Source organism: Bacillus halotolerans (assembly GCF_001517105.1).
GTDB classification, from domain to species: Bacteria; Bacillota; Bacilli; order Bacillales; family Bacillaceae; genus Bacillus; species Bacillus halotolerans.
On sequence record NZ_LPVF01000001.1, the window covers coordinates 70,979 to 89,299 of the forward strand.

Genomic DNA, 18,321 nt, shown 5'->3' on the forward strand with positions numbered 1-18,321 from the left:
AGAGAGGTGTTCTTTTTTTACATGCTTTCCGTTTGTCCGTTTGCGGCGGCCCATTCTTTTTGGCGGAAGGCCTTTTCCCATTTAGAAACCACGATGCAGGCGACCGCGTGTCCCGGTACATTCACACCTGTTCGGGCCATATCCATGATGCGGTCCACGCCTGCGATAATGGCGACGCCTTCGGCAGGCAGCCCCACAGCGTTTGCAGTCGCCAAAAGAACGACAAGGGAGCCCGACGGAACAGCGGCGATGCCTTTGCTGGTCATGACAAGCACAAGCATCATGAGAAGCTGCTGTGACAGCGTCATGTCTACATTGAAGGCCTGTGCCAAGAAAATACAGGAAACCGATAAGTATAAGCTTGATCCGTCACAATTCAGCGATAAGCCAGAAGGAACGACAAATGATACCACCCGCTTCGGACAGCCGTATTTCTCCATTCGATCCATCAGCTGAGGAAGAACGGTTTCGGTGCTGGTTGTGGAAAACGCAATCAGAAACAGATCCCATATCATTTTCAGCACTTCAAAATACTTAATGTGAAAGATGAGACCAACAAGCGGAAAGAGGACAAAGAGGATCAGAAACAGACCAAGAAAAACAGTACCGACCAATTTAAACATGGGGAGGAGGAGTTCGATGCCATATTGGCCTACAGAGGCGGCCATCAGGGCAAGCACGCCGATAGGAGCGGTCACCATGACGATTTGCGTCAGTTTAAACATAATCTGAGCGACCGATTCAAAAAAATTCATCACTGGTTCAGAGGCTTTGCCGATGCCGGCGGCGGCAACACCGAATAAAATCGCAAAGAAAATGACAGCGAGTAAATCGTTTCTGGCCATGACATCAATGATGTTTGTCGGGATAATATCGAGGATCATTTGTTTGATATCCACGACTTTCTCTGTATAGCCGGAAAGTTCATGAATATCTTTTTTCGCTAAGTGAGAAAGATCCAGCCCGACGCCCGGTTTTAAGACATTTGCCAATAAAAGTCCCAGGCCCAGCACCAAAGTGGTGATCACTTCAAACCAGATAATGGTCTTTACGCCGAGGCTGCCCATCTTTTTCATACTTCCGCTTCCAGCAGCTCCGATGACAATGGTAGAAAATACAATCGGCACGACAATCATTTTAATCAAGCGGATAAATCCGTCACCGACAGGCCTGAGCGCCATTCCGAAATCAGGAAAAAAGTGGCCGATTACTGCGCCGATAGCCAATGCGATTAAAATTTGAAACGCGATAAATTTTTTCAAATGAATCCCCCTTTAGAATGATATGATGAGGCTTATTCATACCATTCGTGAATCAAATGCAAACCCCTTTTTAAAAAATTTATTTTGATAGCGCTTTCATTATGTTGGATAAAAAGTCCCCCGCGTCAGGGGGACTTTTTTACTTCATGTTCATACGGTTCATTTCTTCCTCAGATACATTTATGAAAATAATAGGCGTTATGGCGGAAGCGGCATGCTGCTTAATGTAATTCAGATCAAAGGTTAGAAGCAGTTCGCCTTGTTTGACGGTTTGGCCGCTCGTGACATGAGCTTCAAAGCCTTCTCCGTTCAGCTTCACCGTATCAATGCCGACATGAATCAACATTTCCGTGCCGCCAGCGCTTGTAAAGCCAATGGCGTGCTTTGTCGGAAATATCGATACAATCTCGCCGTCAGCGGGGGCAACGACTTTTCCTTCTGTTGGATCAATCGCAAAACCCTCACCCATCATTTTTTCAGAAAATACTTGGTCAGGCACGTCGGATAGGGAGAGTTTTTCTCCTTGTACCGGATAGATAAAAGACTCTTCGGCAGGAGGCTCCTTCTGTGTCTCGGCTTCAGCATCAAGCGTCGCGGCGGCAGCCGGGACACCTCCAGCTATAATCGTTTTGATATCATCTTTTAAAGCATCTGACTTTGTGCCGAAAATCGCTTGGAAGTTGTTGTTGACTTCTAACACACCTACCGCCCCAAGCTGCTTTAGTTCGTCTTTGTTTACTTGGTTTGGCTGATGAACGGTGACACGCAGCCTTGTAATACATGCGTCGAGGTTGGCGATATTTTGCTGGCCGCCCAGCGCCTGCAATACGTGGAAGGCGAGCTGGTCTTTTGAAACAGGGGATTTGGCTTCACTTTGATCACCTTCATCTGCTTCACGGCCGGGTGTTTTCAGATTCCATTTCAAAATCGCATAACGGAACAAATAGTAATAAATAAAGGCGAAGACGATCCCGACAGGAATGACGACCCAGCCGTTTGTCGAAAGCCCGTAATTCAGCACATAGTCAATTCCGCCGCCGGAGAAGGTGTAGCCGTGACGGACATGGAACAGATCACACACGACAAAGATAACGCCGGCAAGAATAGAGTTTATTAAATAAAGTACAGGCGCGACGAACAAGAAAGCAAATTCAACTGGCTCTGTAATTCCAGTGAGCATAGACGTAAGCGCTGCTGAAATCATGACGCCGGAAATCATTTTCTTTTTTTCAGGCCGCGCGGTATGGATGATGGCAAGCGCGATTGCCGGCAGACAGAAAATCATGTAAGGGAAATCGCCCATCATAAAACGTCCCGCAGTCGGGTCTCCGGCGAAAAACCTTGTCAGATCGCCGGTTACGGTATTGCCTGTTGATGGATCTGTGTATTCGCCCATCATAAAATAGAAAGGTGTATAAAAAATATGATGCAGTCCAAAAGGAATCAGTAAGCGATAGATTGTCGCATAAAAGAACAGGCCGACCGTTGAATCGGCAATTAAGCTGCTGGCGGCGTTTATTCCGCTTTGAATTAGCGGCCAAACAAATGAGAAAATAACGCCGATGACCAATGAGCTGACCGAAGTAATAATCGGGACAAATCGTTTTCCTGAGAAAAATCCAAGGACGGGATGCAGCTCTATTGATGAAAAACGCTTGTACAAATATGCGGCAAGCAGCCCGATGATAATGCCGCCGAATACCCCCATATCAATCAGATGCTCGGCCCCTTCATAAGGAGGCTGAAGGCCGAGTAATTTTCCCATGTTATCCAGAGTGACGGTTAAAATCAAGTATCCGATGACAGCGGCAAGTCCGGCCACTCCTTCGCCGCCAGCTAAACCAATCGCGACACCTACGGCAAAAATCAGCGGCAGGTTATCAAATACAACGCCGCCCGCATCCTTTATAATAGGAATGTTCAGTAAATCCTTGTCACCGAAACGGAGCAGCAGACCGGCTGCGGGCAGGACGGCAACCGGAGTCATCAAAGCGCGGCCGAGCTGCTGCAGAATTTGAAACGCCTTTTTAAACATAACAGTCTCCTTCTATTTGTTTTATAAGTATGATAAGTTTTTCAGTTTTTGAGCCGCTTTTTGATCGGCGATAACGGTTACATGATTGTGTTTTTGAAGAATTGAGGCCGGTACGTCCGGCGTCACAGGGCCTTCAGCCATTTTTTGGATCGCGTCCGCTTTTTCCTCGCCATTTGCTAATAACACAATGTGTTTACTGAATTCCATGATCGTTTTGATGCCCATTGAAACGGCAAGCCTCGGCACAAGTACAGGGTCGCCGCCGAAAAATCTGGCATTTGCCTGTATCGTGCTTTCAGACAGCCTGACGATTCGTGTCCGGTCCTCAAAATCAGAGCCGGGTTCATTAAAGCCAATATGGCCATTCGAGCCGATGCCAAGGATTTGCACATCGATGCCTCCCGCCTGGCGGATAAGTTCCTCATACACTTTGCACTCAGCCCCAAGCTGGGGATTGTCTCCTTGCGGGATATGAATATGGTCAGGCTGAACATTGATATGCTGAAAAAGATGCTCGTGCATAAATTTGTTATAACTTTGTGGATGAGATGGAGACAGGCCTGCGTATTCATCCAAATTAAACGTTATAACCTTTGAAAAATCAATTTCGCCTGCCTGATAGTCTGAAATGAGCTGTTTGTACAAGCCGATCGGCGTGCTGCCGGTAGCCAGGCCAAGAACGGTATCTTTCTTTGCCTGTACATATTCCTTAATCATGTTAGCGCTTAACTTACAGAGATCTTCATAATGATCAGCAACGATAATCTTCATCTGACACCCCCTCAATGAAATAGACAAGCATCATATTTGTTATGATCAATTTATGATATTTGTCATTACGAATTTAGCACCATCCCCATAAAATTGTCAACGTTATTTTCTGAAAATTTGTTACAAAAGGAAGTACAAATCTTTCAAAATAGAAATACAGATGGTATTATGGTTTCATTCAAAAAGATCGGTTTACATACATAATGGGGAGGATGAAATGGCAGCTTTATATTCTGTTATCAAATTTAAAATCATTGAATTAATCAAGTCGGGCAAATATCAGGCGAATGATCAGCTGCCGACAGAGAGCGAGTTTTGCGAGCAATATGATGTCAGCAGAACAACTGTAAGGCTGGCTTTGCAGCAGCTTGAACTTGAAGGATATATTCAGAGAATCCAGGGAAAAGGAACATTTGTATCGGCAGCTAAAATCCAAACGCCGATTCCGCATAAGATTACGAGTTTTGCAGAACAAATGAGAGGGCTGCGTTCTGAGTCAAAAGTGCTTGAACTTGTGGTGATCCCTGCCGATCATTCCATAGCCGAGCTGCTGAAAATGAAAGAGAATGAGCCTGTCAACAAGCTTGTCAGAGTCAGATACGCCGAGGGTGAACCTTTGCAATACCATACCTCATATATACCTTGGAAAGCGGCACCGGGATTGGCGCAGGAAGAGTGCACCGGATCTCTGTTTGAATTATTAAGAACAAAATACAATATCGAAATCAGCAGGGGGACGGAATCGATTGAACCGATTTTAACGGATGAAACGATCAGCGGGCACCTGTTAACCAATGTTGGAGCGCCTGCGTTTTTATCGGAATCCCTCACCTATGACAAAAATGAAGAAGTAGTAGAATATGCACAAATTATTACACGAGGAGACCGAACGAAATTCACCGTAGAACAGTCATATCAATCGTAAAGCAATGGAAGAGAAAGAAAACGCTTTATTGTTTTAGGATGTAATGAGGAGGACTGGTTCTATGTTTCTATTGATGAATGAGAAAGCGGTGTGGGGGTCTGTTATTACGGCTGTCATACTCTCTATGGTGTTTTATCCTTTTCTTCCGGCAGATATGCCGATTCATTATGATGTAACGAACAGCCCGGATTTGACGGTCAATAAGCTGGCTGGAACAGCTATTTTGCCGGCCTTGATGATTGTTTTTGCATTGGCGCAGAAGGTCAACTGGCAGTTAGGGATCGCGGTTTATATTCTGCTGATTTGTCATGCTGTCATTTTGATTTTAGCAGTTTAACGAAAACAGCCGGAAAAATCTCTGGCTGTTTTTTCTTTAACTTCACCTTCATCTTACACGAAATGTAGTGTATAATAGCCGAAGACGATAAAGAATATTCTGACATTTGTATTTGAGCCCTCTTATATCAAATGAGATTGGAAAACCGCCTGTAAAAAAAGAAAGGCATTACCGATTTGCAGCTCAAAATTGACAGAAAATTTAAACAAATTCATCTAGAAAGGTGTGCTTATCAGTGAACAAGCTTATTGAACGAGAGAAAATCACATCAAAGAAGGAAAAACCAGACCCATCATCCTTAGGGTTCGGCAAATATTTTACAGATTATATGTTTGTGATGGATTATGAGGAGGAAAAGGGCTGGCATCACCCTAGGCTTACTCCTTATGCACCGATTATGCTCGATCCGTCTTCTTCTGTTTTTCATTACGGCCAGGCTGTCTTTGAAGGCTTGAAGGCATACAGAACTGAAGATGGCAGGGTGCTGCTGTTCAGGCCGGAGCAAAATATCAAAAGGCTGAACAGATCATGTCAGCGAATGAGTATGCCTCCTTTAGACGAAGAGCTGGTGCTGGAGGCACTGACGCAATTGGTCGAGCTGGAAAAAGAGTGGGTCCCGAGGGAAAAGGGAACGTCGCTGTATATTCGTCCGTTTGTTATTGCCACTGAACCGAGTCTTGGTGTGAAGGCGTCAAAAAACTATACATTTATGATTGTGCTTTCGCCTGTTGGCTCTTACTATGGCGATCAGCTGCAGCCGATTAACATCTATGTGGAAGATGAGTTTGTGCGGGCAGTTAATGGCGGAGTCGGAAATGCCAAGACGTCAGGAAATTACGCGGCGAGTCTTCAGGCGCAGCAGAAGGCGAATGAATTAGGCTATGATCAGGTGCTATGGCTGGATGCCATTGAAAAGAAATACGCGGAAGAAGTAGGGAGCATGAATATCTTTTTTGTCATAAATGGAGAAGTTGTTACTCCTGCATTAAGCGGAAGCATTTTGAGCGGGATTACACGAGCTTCTGCTATTGAGCTGATCCGAAGCTGGGGCATCCCGGTCCGGGAAGAAAGGATATCGATCGATGATATTTATGCAGCCTCCGCACGAGGGGAATTGACAGAGGTATTCGGCACAGGTACGGCTGCAGTTGTTACGCCTGTCGGCGAACTCAATATTCATGGAAGAACGGTGATTGTGAACGACAGGGAAATTGGAGAAATCTCAAAAAAGCTGTATCAAACGATAACCGATATTCAGCTTGGAAAAGTGAAAGATCCGTTTCGTTGGACAGTGGAAGTATGAGAATAGAAAAAGAACCTGCCTTGGGGCAGGTTCTTTTATTTTGAATGGGTCATATCAGCGGCCGGACGGCTTTTGCGGGCTTTTGCATAATACACTGCATAGCAGATGGCCATAAACGGCACACCGCAATATAAAGCGATTCTTTGATTCGGGTCAAAGGCAATGCCAATCACGGATGCCAGACATAAAAGAAATGCGGCAATCGGCACAAATGGGTACCAAGGCGTTCGGTATTTCAAATCCGTGACCTTGTTTCCCGCTTCCAGATAACGTTTTCTGAACATGAATTGAGAAGCGGCGATGCCCATCCAAACGACAACGACGGCAAAGCCGGAAATTGACACGAGTATAACGTACACCGTGTCTGGCGCAAATACGCTGGACAGTAATGACAGGATGCCGCCAATCATGCTGAACACCAGCGCGTTTAGCGGGATTCCCTTTGATGTCAGCTTTGCAAATGTTGGGTGAAGCGTCTGTTCTTTTGACAGTGACCAAAGCATACGGGACGAAGCGTAAAGTCCGGAATTAGCGGCTGATAGGATGGCTGTCAGAATGACAAAGTTCATGATGTCAGCTGCGTAGGGTATACCGACTCTGTCAAAGACTGCAACGAATGGGCTTTTGATAACGCCCGCTTCTTGAATCGGAATCAGCCCTGAGAGTACAAAAATGGTTCCGATAAAAAAGAGTGAGAGGCGCCAGACCGTTGTTTTAATCGCTTTTGGTATGGTCTTGTCGGGATCAACACTTTCTCCCGCGGCAATTCCGATCAGCTCAGTTCCTGAGAAGGCAAAGTTGACAGACAGCATGGTCATGAAAATGGGGACAAATCCATTCGGAAAGAGCCCGCCTTCCGCTGTGAAGTTTGACAGCATCGGAGCGGCGCCTCCGTCTTTGATCGGGATGATGCCGAACATAGCGGCGCCGCCTAAAAGAATAAATAATACAATGGCTAATACTTTAATGCTGGAAAACCAAAACTCTGATTCAGCGAAAAACTTGACTGAAAACGCGTTGAGCAAGAAAATCAACAAAGCAAAAACGGCGCTCCACATCCAAACAGACGTATCGGGGAACCAGCGCTGCATTAGCAGGCCTGCCGCTGTGAATTCAGATCCCAATGCAACGGCCCATGTGAGCCAGTACAGCCAGGCGACCGTAAAACCTGTGCCCGGCCCTACGTATGTTGCTGCATAGGTATGAAACGCGCCTGTCACTGGCATGGCTACAGACAATTCGCCAAGGCACAGCATGACCAAATAGACAATTCCCGCGCCGACTAAGTACGCAAGGATGGTTCCGGCAGGTCCTGCTTGCTGTATGGTATAGCCTGAGCTTAAGAACAGACCGGTTCCGATGACGCCTCCTAATGAAAGCATAAAGAGGTGTCTGCTTTTCATACTTCTCTGAAAGTTTGTCTCATTCTTGTTGTGAGCGGATTTCATCTTTTTCCAACTTTCTATACGGCGATTTTATGTCTTCCTAATAAAAAATCTCATGTCAGCGGGTGACACGAGATTCCGGCAAGCCGGCATTTAGGTTAGAATATACAAACTATTCCGATAAGTCAAGTAGTTTTTAAAGTCCGGGCCCAGCCGGCGATTTCTTTAATATCCTCCGGTTTTGTCCGGCAGCAGCCGCCAATCAGCTTTGCTCCGTTTTCATACCAGATGCGGGCGCTTTGTCCGTAAGGCTCGCCGCATGCTGCGCCGTTCCACGTTTTGGTGTCCGGATCATATTGTTCGCCTGAATTCGGATAGACGATAATCGGTTTAGAAGTGTTCTTCTTTAGCTCAGCAATCAATGAAGGGATATGCTGAAGCGGAGTGCAGTTGATCCCGACCGCCGCCGCTTGGCTGTGCTGATCAAGCCATGACGCGCATTCAGCGGCAGAGGTTCCGTCACTGATACGCAGACCGTCTTTCGCGCTGAAGCTGAACCACGCATATGTTTCAGGAAATTCCTTCAGCAGACGGACAATTGCTTTTGCCTCAGTAAGACATGGAATCGTTTCACATGCCAAAACATCCGCACCGGCATCAATCAGGGCTTTCATACGGGGGCGGTGAAATTCAGCCAGCTCATCCTCAGAGATTCCGTAGTTTCCGCGATACTCTGAGCCATCCGCAAGATAGGCGCCATACGGGCCGACAGAGGCCGCAACGATCGGTTTTGGCCGATTCAAGCGGTTACCTTTCTGTGCCCAAAATTCATCACGGGCTTCGGCCGCGATCCTGACGGACATCTGGATAATCCGGCGGGCTTCCGCTTCGCTGAGCCCGCGTGCGGCAAAGCCTTCAAACGTAGACTGATAGCTGGCGGTGATCGCACAGTCGGCGCCTGCCGCAAAATAATCAGTATGAACTTGTTTAATCAGGTCTGGCTGCTCCATCAGAATTTTTGCCGACCAGAGACTGTCATTCAAGTCGCAGCCTTTGCGCTCAAGCTCGGTTGCCATCGCGCCGTCTAACACGATAAGCGGGTATGTATCTAATAGATGCTGAATTGGATTCATAGGCTGTTCCGATCCTTCTTTCTGATTTTTTGAAAAGATATGAAAATGGTAAAGGACGTCTTGATGTTTGTCAATCAACCGAAAGATAAAAGGTGTTCAGATTCCATTGATCTGAACACCTTCTGCGTTATGATATTTGTTTGTTATGAGGATCAGCAGGCGTTTCTGAAAGCTCCCAGCATTCAATCCGCTCATGATCTTTTATGACATTTTTATAAAAAACGGGATCTTTGCCCGCTTTTTTCTGCCGGGTATAGTCCTTGAGAGCCGCAAAAACCACCTTCGACAATAAGAAAATGGCGATTAAGTTGACGACGACCATCAAGCCCATAAACAAATCGGCCAAATCCCATACAAGCTGCACCTTGGCTACACAGCCAAACACGATCATTGCAAGCACGCCGATGCGGTAAACGAAGATCAGTTTTTTGCTTTTGTTCAAAAAGCCGATATTGGTTTCGCCGTAATAATAGTTGCCGATCAAGGCACAGAATCCGAATAAGAGGATCAGGATGGCGAGAAAGCCTGATGCCCATGGTCCGATATGGGAGCTGAGAGAGGCTTGAGTTAATGCGATTCCGCTCAGTCCCGGTGTATGATAGGCGTCTGAAAACAGGATGATAAAGGCCGTGCTTGTACAAATGACCAGCGTATCAGTAAGCACACCAAATGCCTGGATCAGCCCTTGTTTTACAGGATGGCTTGTCGTCGCGGTGGCAGCGGCATTCGGTGCGCTTCCCATTCCCGCTTCGTTTGAAAAAATCCCCCGTCTGACACCCTGCATTAAAGCTGCTCCCAAAGCGCCGCCGGCCGCCTGGTCAAATCCAAACGCGTTTTTGACAATAAGCGCAAAAACGGCAGGCAGCTGGGTGATGTTTGTGAGAATCACGAAAAAAGCGACTCCAATATACAGGACAGCCAAAACAACAACAATATATTCAGCCAGTTTTGCGATGCGTTTGACTCCGCCAAAGATAATCGTTCCAAACACAGCAATTAAAATGAGTCCAAGTGTCAGGCGGTTTGTGCCGAACGCGTTTTCAAACGCGAGACTGACCGTATTTGATTGAACCGAGTTAAAGACGATACCGAACGACAGCGTGATTAAAACGGCGAACAAGGCGCCCATCCATCTTTTGTTCAGCCCTTTTTCCATATAATAAGCAGGACCGCCGCGGAAGCCGTTTGCATCTTTCACCTTATAAATTTGAGCCAGTGTACTTTCGACAAAGCTTGACGCTGACCCGATAATGGCAATAATCCACATCCAGAAAATCGCACCGGGCCCGCCCAGCGCAATAGCAATGGCAATACCCGTAATGTTTCCGGTGCCGACACGGGCTGCCATGCTGATACAAAACGCTTGAAACGGAGAGATGCTGTTTTTCGAGCGGGATGCAGCGCCTTCCTTTAACACCCTGACCATTTCCTTCAGCATGCGAACCTGCAAAAATTTAAGCCTGAACGTAAAATAGATTCCCAAAGAAAGAAGCAATACAATTAATAGCTTTGACCACAAAAAATCATTAGCGAAACCGACGATATGTTCCAGGAATTGCTGCATACAATCACCTCGTTTTTTATTTTAAAAAATGCTGAGTTCCCACTCCTGTGCGATGTGCTTCAGCAGCATGCCGCCAGTCAGGCTGTTGCCGTATTCATCAATGGCAGGCCCGTAAATGCCGATGCCGCATCCGTTTTGGAAAGGCTGCTCTCTTCTGGCGCTTGGGGGAACCGGCGCCATGATGCCGCCGGAGACACCGCTTTTGGCCGGTACCCCGACAAACGCCGCATATTTTCCGGAGGCGTTATACATGCCGCATGTCAGCATTAAAGCCTTGGCGAGCTTTGCCACATCCTTTGGAATCACCTGCTGGCGGTGAATCGGGTGATAACCGTCATGAGCAAGGATCAGGCCGATCAATGCAATGTCTTCTGTCGTGCCTTCCATGGCGCATTGCTTCAGGTAAACCTCCAGCGTTTCTTCCACATCGGCTTCTAAAAAGTTTGTCTCTTTTAAGTAGTAGGCCAATGCTCTGTTGCGGTGGGCGGTTTCCCATTCAGACCGGAAAACTTCCTCATGTATTCTGGGACGTTTCCCTATTAAGGTTTCAATGACAGAGTACAGATACTCCAGCCTATCGCGGGCTGTTTCTCCCGGAAGAAGCGAGGCGATTGTAATGGCGCCCGCGTTAATCATAGGGTTAAACGGTTTTCCGGGCTTGTGCATTTCAAGACGGATGATTGAATTAAAGGCGTCACCTGTCGGCTCGACATCGACGCGGTCAAGCACATAGGGAATGCCGCGGCTCATGCACGCAGCGATAAAGCTGATGACTTTTGAAATGCTTTGCAGGGTAAAAGGGACGTTCCAATCGCCGGCATGTATCATTGCTCCATTAGGCTCCAATATACAAATGCCGAGCTGTGAGTCATTGACTTTTCCTAACGCGGGGATATAATTTGCGCTTTGTCCATTGGCGGCAAAGGGGCGGTAATGTTCTACCCATTCATACAGCTGTGACGCCAGATTCTTCTCTTCCGGGCGTTCTTTTATCAGTTCTTTCATCAAATTCCTCCTATCTGTTTTTGCTATTTGGGACTGAGGCGGAGTAGAATCGAAGACAGGTGAGGCGTTAAACGCTTTCATGAATGCGGAAAGGTATCATAACTGTATAATTGAGACTACAGAATCATACAAAATACGACAAAAATTTTTTGAAAATAAGCCGTTGGTTTTATAAAAAGCTTACATACTGGGTCGAAAGAAATTTGCAGGTTTTTTGTCCTTTCCTCAAAATAAAAATGAGGATGTGATCATAATCAAACTGGAACGTTTTTTTGAGAAAGACGCATATATAATGGCGCTCATGCTCGTTACTGTGCCGCTTGCAGGCGAACTGAAATTTTATCCCCTCAATGAAGAGTTCCGAATCAGCTTCGGCGCGCCGGCTTTTTTCTTTTTCTTAGTGCTGCTGCGGCATGTGTCCGCTGTATTGCCGGGGTTTTTGACTGGAACATCGGTTTTCGTATTTCGTGTTTTATTGGAATTAAGGGACGGAAGACACGCAGGGCTGATTCCAATCCTGTATGATCAAGCGTCCGGTTTTTTCTTTTACATGACGTTTGCATGTCTGTTTTATGTGTTGCGGGCGAACCGCTATCGTGATCGGCCGGTAATGCTCGGTTTTTATGGATTTATGATTGAAATTGCTTCCGATAGCGTCGAGCTGGCCGTTCAGTTTCTTCTTTTTCATACGGTGGTGACGCCTGAGAAAATAACGGATATCGCGGTTGTTGCGATTTCTCATACATTTATTGTCATCAGCTTTTTTAACGTGCTCAAGCTGTATGAAACACAGTCCAGAGAAAAGCAGACAAGGCGGCAAAATGAGCACATGCTGATGATTGTGTCGAATTTATATGAAGAAACAGTGCATTTAAAAAAGACGCTGAAAACAACAGAGCACGTGACAAACGAATCCTATCAGCTCTACCGGGAAGTGAAGGGCAAGGACGATCAGCTCGGAGGCAGGATTCTAAGGCTGGCAGGGGAAATTCATGAAGTGAAAAAGGACAACCAGAGGATATATGCCGGGCTTTCGAAACTGATTTCCAATGAAAGTTTTAAAGATTATATGAATGCCTCGGACCTTTTCCGGCTTGTCATTCGAATGAATGAAAAGTACGCTGAATCATTGGGCAAACAGATCAATTTTCATTGTTCAATAGAGGGCGAGCATGACGATTATCATGTATTTATTGTTCTTTCTATCATTAATAATTTGACGGCAAACGCGGTGGAGGCGATGGGGGATGAGGGAACGGTCAGCCTGAGGCTCCGTAAGCCAGATGAGAGTATGATAGAATTTCAGGTGGAAGACAATGGCCCCGGCATTTCGGAGAAAATCGGAGATATTGTGTTTGATCCGGGCTTTACCTCAACGTATGACGAGTTTGGCACGCCCTCAACCGGAATTGGTCTTTCCTACGTCAAGGAAATCGTGACAGAGCTTGAGGGAGACATCAAGTTTCACAACCAGCAGCAAGGAGTGGTCTTTACCATCGGGCTGCCTGCCAGACATTTGATTCAGAAAGGATGAACGGATAATATGCGTTTTTTTATCGCTGATGATGACCGCGCGGTGCGGTCGATTTTAAGGCAGATCATAGAAGATGAGGACCTTGGAGAGGCTGCGGGTGAAGCGGAAGACGGAAGCCAAGTGGAGGGGCATATTTTGCAATTTAAGCAGATTGATATTTTGTTAATCGATTTATTAATGCCCGGGCGGGACGGAATTGAGACCATACGCCGGATCAAGGACTCTTATTCCGGGAAAATCGTTATGATTTCACAAGTGGAAGCTAAAGAAATGGTCGGAGAAGCGTATTCTCTCGGCATTGAATATTTTATTCATAAACCAATTAACCGTATTGAAATTGTGACTGTTCTGCAAAAGGTGAAGGAACGAATCGAGCTTGAAAACTCGATCGGAGATATCCAAAACTCTTTAAGCCGGCTGGTCAGCCGAACCGAACGGAAAGCACGGTCTCAGTATAAAAATGCCAACAGCTTAAAAGAAGCGGGAACATTTTTGCTATCCGAGCTCGGCATGATGGGGGAAGGCGGCGCTCATGATATGATGGCGGTCCTTCAGTATTTAACTGAGCATGAACAATCTGAGCCTTACGAAAAAAATATCCCTTCTTTAAAACAAATCTTCACACAAGTAGCGGAACGAAAGCTTGGAGCTGCGGCATCACAAACTGAAATCAACCGCGAAATGAAAGCCTCGGAACAGCGAATCCGCAGAGCCATTATTCATTCGCTTGACCATTTTGCCTCATTGGGCACAACTGATTTTTCGAATCCTAAATTCGAAACCTACGCATCAAAATTCTTTGATTTTCCGGTCGTCAGCCAAAAAATGAAAGAAATTCAATCCAAAGAGGCAAAACCCCTCGCACCTGCCAGAGTGAATATGAAAAAATTTATCCACGTATTTTTTTTGGAAGCAAAGCTTTTGAACGAAACGATGAAAGAAAGAAGTATGTGAAAAAACAGCCGGCTAGCAGCGGCTGTTTTTTTTATGCGGAAAAACGGAGGCTATCAGCGTTTTTATGAAAAGTCTGAAAATAAAGTTATTGACTTATTGTTTATTTGTCTTACAATTAAACAAAAAGATAAGTTGAAAGGAGAGGATATGCAACCACATTATTTTAAAGCGCTTTCAAATGAGCTGTTTACACAAATGACAGGAGGTTTTGTACATGAGCCATATAAGAAAAGCACCTGAAGGGATTTTAGGTTTTCCGGTTGCGCCTTTTAATACACAAGGAAAGCTGGAGGAAGAAGCTCTGTTTCAAAATATCGAGTTTTTGCTCGAAGAAGGCTTGGAAGCGATTTTCATCGCCTGCGGGTCAGGGGAATTTCAGTCCCTTAGCCAGAAAGAATACGAAAACATGGTCGAAGTCGCAGTTTCGGCTGCGGGAGGAAAGGTCCCGGTCTATACGGGAGTGGGCGGCAACCTCAGCACCGCGCTTGATTGGGCGCGTATATCGGAGAAAAAAGGCGCTGACGGCTATTTGATCCTTCCTCCGTATTTGGTGCATGGCGAACAGGAGGGGCTGTATCAGTACGCCAAAACGATTATTGAAAGCACAGACTTGAATGCCATTTTATATCAGCGCGACAACGCCGTATTTTCTCTTGAACAGATCAAACGGCTGACGGAGCTTGAACAGCTTGTTGGTGTGAAAGACGGGGTGGGGAACATGGATTTGAATATCAACCTCGCCTATACAATCGGTGACCGCTTGGGATGGCTTAACGGAATGCCGATGGCTGAAGTGACGATGCCGTCCTACCTGCCAATCGGTTTTCACTCTTATTCTTCAGCCATTTCGAATTATATTCCGCATATTTCCCGGATGTTCTATGAAGCTTTGAAAAACGGAAACAACGATGCGGTGAAGGAACTCTATCAGCATGTCATTCTGCCGATCAACGATATCCGGAAGCAGCGGAAAGGGTATGCGGTGTCCTTGATCAAAGCCGGCATGGAGATTATGGGGATGAATGTGAGAAATACAGCCAGACCGCCTGTCGGACCGGTTGAAAAAGAACACTATCAGCAATTGGAAGCCATTTTGAAGCAAGCGGCGGATCGATTCCCGAAGAAGGCCGCGACGGTTTGACAAACATAAAAAGCATGAAAGGGGCAATGGGCATGTCTGTAATCACGGAAAAAAACACATATCTCAATTTTATTAATGGAGAGTGGGTCAAAGCTCAATCAGGCGATATGATCAAGTCGGAAAATCCTGCGGATGTGAACGACATCGTCGGCTATGTGCAGAGTTCAACGGCTGATGATGTGGACCGGGCCGTCGCCGCCGCTCATGAGGCAAAAACGGGATGGAGAAAGCTGACGGGTGCAGAACGGGGCCAATTGCTGTACAAAACAGCTGATATCATGGAACAGCGCTTAGAGGACATCGCCGCATGTGCGACGCGTGAAATGGGAAAAACCCTGCCGGAAGCAAAAGGAGAAACCGCTCGCGGCATTGCGATTCTTCGCTATTACGCCGGTGAGGGCATGCGCAAAACAGGCGATGTTATCCCGTCTACTGACAAAGACGCACTGATGTTTACCACCCGTGTCCCGCTCGGCGTCGTCGGTGTGATTTCGCCGTGGAACTTCCCGGTAGCGATCCCGATTTGGAAAATGGCGCCGGCACTGGTGTACGGCAATACTGTTGTCATCAAACCCGCAACAGAAACTGCCGTTACATGTGCGAAGATCATCGCTTGTTTTGAAGAAGCGGGACTTCCGGCGGGAGTCATCAATTTGGTGACTGGCCAAGGGTCAGTTGTCGGCCAAGGTATTGCCGAACATGACGGGGTCAATGCCATTACGTTCACGGGTTCGAATCAGGTCGGGAAAATCATCGGGCAGGCCGCTTTAGCGAGAGGCGCCAAATATCAGCTTGAAATGGGCGGGAAAAACCCGGTGATCGTAGCGGACGATGCTGATCTTGAAGCGGCAGCTGAAGCTGTGGTGACAGGCGCTTTCCGTTCAACGGGCCAGAAGTGCACCGCAACAAGCCGTGTCATTGTCCAAGGCGGAATTTACGACCGCTTTAAAGAAAAACTGCTGCAGCGCACAAAGGAGATCACGATCGGAGACAGCTTGAACGAAAACGTTTGGATGGGACCGATCGCAAGCAAAAATCAGCTTGATAACTGTCTATCGTATATTGAAAAAGGCAAGCAGGAAGGCGCTTCTCTTTTGATCGGAGGAGAAAAGCTGGAGGATGGAAAGTATCAAAACGGATATTATGTGCAGCCTGCCATTTTTGACAACGTGACATCTGACATGACGATTGCCCAGGAGGAAATTTTCGGACCGGTCATCGCTCTGTTAAAGGTGGACACGATGGAGGAGGCTTTAGACATCGCCAATGATGTGAAGTTCGGATTAAGTGCATCTATTTTTACGCAAAACATCGGCCGTATGCTTTCATTCGTTGATGAGATTGAAGCCGGGCTTGTCAGGGTCAACGCGGAAAGCGCAGGGGTTGAGCTTCAGGCGCCATTTGGCGGCATGAAGCAATCAAGCTCCCACTCCCGCGAACAGGGTGAGGCCGCGAAGGACTTCTTCACGGCGATCAAAACCGTATTTGTGAAGCAGTAAAGGTGCTGGAAAGAGGCGTTTGTCTCTTTCCAAGCCTTATCACCAGCCAGCATATGATTCTCTACTTTGACAAAGGAGAAGATATTATGAAAAAAGACCATGCGAATGTTTCGCCGGCGGGCAAAAAAACCTCTGTACGCTGGTTCATCGTATTTATGCTGTTTCTTGTGACGTCTATTAACTACGCAGATCGCGCAACGCTTTCGATTACGGGTGATTCCGTCCAGCATGACCTTGGACTGGATTCGGTTGCCATGGGGTATGTGTTTTCTGCATTTGGCTGGGCTTATGTCATCGGACAGCTTCCCGGAGGCTGGCTGCTGGATCGATTTGGCTCAAAAACGGTTATTGCGTTAAGCATCTTTTTCTGGTCATTTTTTACGCTGCTGCAAGGGGCGATTGGATTTTTTACCGCTGGCACAGCGATTATCCTGCTGTTTACGCTGCGCTTTTTAGTCGGGCTTTCTGAGGCGCCTTCATTTCCCGGAAACGGCAGAGTGGTTGCTTCCTGGTTCCCGAGCTCCGAACGCGGTACAGCTTCAGCCTTTTTTAACTCAGCTCAATACTTCGCAATCGTCATTTTTTCTCCTTTAATGGGCTGGCTCACCCACTCTTTTGGCTGGCATTCCGTCTTCGTGGTGATGGGGGCCGCGGGAATCCTACTGGCTTTTATCTGGTTAAAAACGGTATATGAACCGAAAAAACATCCGAAGGTCAACAAAGCCGAGCTTGCGTACATTGAAGAAGGCGGCGGGCTGATTTCAATGGATGACAGTCAAAGCAAGCAGGAAAAAGAATCAAAATGGCCGTATATCAAACAGTTATTAACCAACCGCATGCTGATTGGCGTGTACATCGCGCAATACTGCATTACGACTCTCACCTATTTCTTTCTCACATGGTTTCCGGTATATTTGGTTCAGGCCCGCGGAATGTCCATTCTTGAAGCGGGATTTGTGGCTTCCCTCCCGGCGCTGTGCGGATTTGCGGGCGGCGTGCTTGGAGGCATCGTATCTGATTTTTTACTGAAAAAAGGCCGTTCTCTCACCTTTGCGAGAAAAGGACCGATCATTGTCGGCATGCTGCTGTCTTGCAGCATGATTATCTGCAACTATACAGATTCAGCGTGGCTCGTCGTTGTAATCATGTCACTCGCGTTCTTCGGAAAAGGATTTGGCGCCTTGGGCTGGGCTGTCGTGTCGGACACGTCGCCAAAAGAGTGTGCGGGATTAAGCGGCGGTTTGTTCAACACATTCGGAAACATCGCCTCGATTACGACTCCGATTATGATCGGCTACATCGTGAATGCCACAGGATCTTTTAATGGCGCGCTCGTTTTTGTCGGCGCTAATGCGATTGCAGCAGTCCTCAGCTATTTGCTGCTGGTCGGACCGATCAAACGGGTCGTATTAAAGAAACAAGAGAAAGACCCCGATCAATCACTGCCTGTCTAATATTTATGAAAGCGCTTTA

The 18,321-nt window shown here is 46.8% G+C and carries 16 protein-coding genes; 9 read left to right on the plus strand and 7 right to left on the minus strand.

The features are described 5' to 3' along the window. Positions 1-17: 17 nt before the first annotated feature. The 3 genes from gltP to nagB all read right to left on the minus strand — a co-directional run bounded on the left by gltP (position 18) and on the right by nagB (position 4,068). Positions 18-1,262 (minus strand): glutamate-aspartate/proton symporter GltP, encoded by a 1,245-nt coding sequence (gene gltP, locus AU387_RS00380; protein WP_024120072.1) that lies wholly within the window; start codon positions 1,260-1,262, stop codon positions 18-20. 139 nt (positions 1,263-1,401) lie between these two features. Beyond that, positions 1,402-3,297 carry a glucose-specific PTS transporter subunit IIBC gene (gene ptsG / locus AU387_RS00385; protein WP_059334409.1) on the minus strand — a complete coding sequence of 632 codons (1,896 nt, stop codon included), beginning with the start codon at positions 3,295-3,297 and terminating at the stop codon, positions 1,402-1,404. A 21-nt stretch (positions 3,298-3,318) separates the two neighbouring features. Then, positions 3,319-4,068 (minus strand): glucosamine-6-phosphate deaminase, encoded by a 750-nt coding sequence (nagB, locus tag AU387_RS00390; RefSeq protein ID WP_059334410.1) that lies wholly within the window; start codon positions 4,066-4,068, stop codon positions 3,319-3,321. Between the two features lie 217 nt (positions 4,069-4,285). On the opposite strand from nagB, the gene gamR reads away from it, so the two are divergent. From gamR to AU387_RS00405, 3 genes are all read left to right on the plus strand, one after another. Further along, on the plus strand, positions 4,286-4,993 hold the full coding sequence (gene gamR / locus AU387_RS00395) for a transcriptional regulator GamR (RefSeq protein WP_044162108.1): 708 nt from the start codon (positions 4,286-4,288) through the stop codon (positions 4,991-4,993). Between the two features lie 61 nt (positions 4,994-5,054). Beyond that, positions 5,055-5,330: a DUF1648 domain-containing protein gene (locus AU387_RS00400; RefSeq protein WP_059334411.1), complete on the plus strand. Its 276-nt coding sequence runs from the start codon at positions 5,055-5,057 to the stop codon at positions 5,328-5,330. A gap of 235 nt (positions 5,331-5,565) precedes the next feature. Then, entirely contained in the window at positions 5,566-6,633 is a 1,068-nt protein-coding gene (locus tag AU387_RS00405) for a branched-chain amino acid aminotransferase (protein ID WP_059334412.1), read from the plus strand. Positions 6,634-6,668: 35 nt separating this feature from the next. Here AU387_RS00405 and mmuP read toward each other — a convergent pair whose 3' ends face one another. The 4 genes from mmuP to AU387_RS00425 form a co-directional block, all read right to left on the minus strand. After that, positions 6,669-8,081 carry an S-methylmethionine permease gene (mmuP, locus tag AU387_RS00410; protein WP_059334413.1) on the minus strand — a complete coding sequence of 471 codons (1,413 nt, stop codon included), beginning with the start codon at positions 8,079-8,081 and terminating at the stop codon, positions 6,669-6,671. 122 nt (positions 8,082-8,203) lie between these two features. Continuing rightward, a complete protein-coding gene (gene mmuM, locus AU387_RS00415) occupies positions 8,204-9,151 on the minus strand; it encodes a homocysteine S-methyltransferase (RefSeq protein ID WP_059334624.1) in 948 nt (315 codons plus the stop codon). 127 nt (positions 9,152-9,278) lie between these two features. Next, the gene (locus tag AU387_RS00420; RefSeq protein ID WP_044162103.1) at positions 9,279-10,715 is read right to left on the minus strand and encodes an alanine/glycine:cation symporter family protein; all 1,437 of its coding nucleotides are present in this window, start codon (positions 10,713-10,715) and stop codon (positions 9,279-9,281) included. Positions 10,716-10,736: 21 nt separating this feature from the next. Further along, on the minus strand, positions 10,737-11,720 hold the full coding sequence (locus tag AU387_RS00425; protein ID WP_059334414.1) for a glutaminase: 984 nt from the start codon (positions 11,718-11,720) through the stop codon (positions 10,737-10,739). Positions 11,721-12,021: 301 nt separating this feature from the next. Here AU387_RS00425 and glnK point away from each other — a divergent pair, with 301 nt between their 5' ends. The 6 genes from glnK to gudP all read left to right on the plus strand — a co-directional run bounded on the left by glnK (position 12,022) and on the right by gudP (position 18,302). Then, a complete protein-coding gene (glnK, locus tag AU387_RS00430) occupies positions 12,022-13,254 on the plus strand; it encodes a two-component system sensor histidine kinase GlnK (RefSeq protein ID WP_059334627.1) in 1,233 nt (410 codons plus the stop codon). A 9-nt stretch (positions 13,255-13,263) separates the two neighbouring features. Next, positions 13,264-14,208 carry a glutamine utilization two-component system response regulator GlnL gene (glnL, locus tag AU387_RS00435; protein ID WP_044162101.1) on the plus strand — a complete coding sequence of 315 codons (945 nt, stop codon included), beginning with the start codon at positions 13,264-13,266 and terminating at the stop codon, positions 14,206-14,208. Positions 14,209-14,241: 33 nt separating this feature from the next. After that, complete coding sequence (locus tag AU387_RS00440) at positions 14,242-14,448, plus strand: hypothetical protein (protein WP_059334415.1); 207 nt, start codon at positions 14,242-14,244, stop codon at positions 14,446-14,448. Then, positions 14,423-15,349: a 5-dehydro-4-deoxyglucarate dehydratase gene (gene kdgD / locus AU387_RS00445; protein ID WP_059334416.1), complete on the plus strand. Its 927-nt coding sequence runs from the start codon at positions 14,423-14,425 to the stop codon at positions 15,347-15,349. The genes AU387_RS00440 and kdgD overlap by 26 nt, the downstream gene beginning before the upstream one ends. 32 nt (positions 15,350-15,381) lie before the next feature. Beyond that, a complete protein-coding gene (gucD, locus tag AU387_RS00450) occupies positions 15,382-16,848 on the plus strand; it encodes an alpha-ketoglutaric semialdehyde dehydrogenase GucD (RefSeq protein ID WP_059334629.1) in 1,467 nt (488 codons plus the stop codon). Between the two features lie 86 nt (positions 16,849-16,934). After that, complete coding sequence (gudP, locus tag AU387_RS00455) at positions 16,935-18,302, plus strand: glucarate transporter GudP (RefSeq protein WP_044162095.1); 1,368 nt, start codon at positions 16,935-16,937, stop codon at positions 18,300-18,302. Positions 18,303-18,321: the final 19 nt, after the last annotated feature.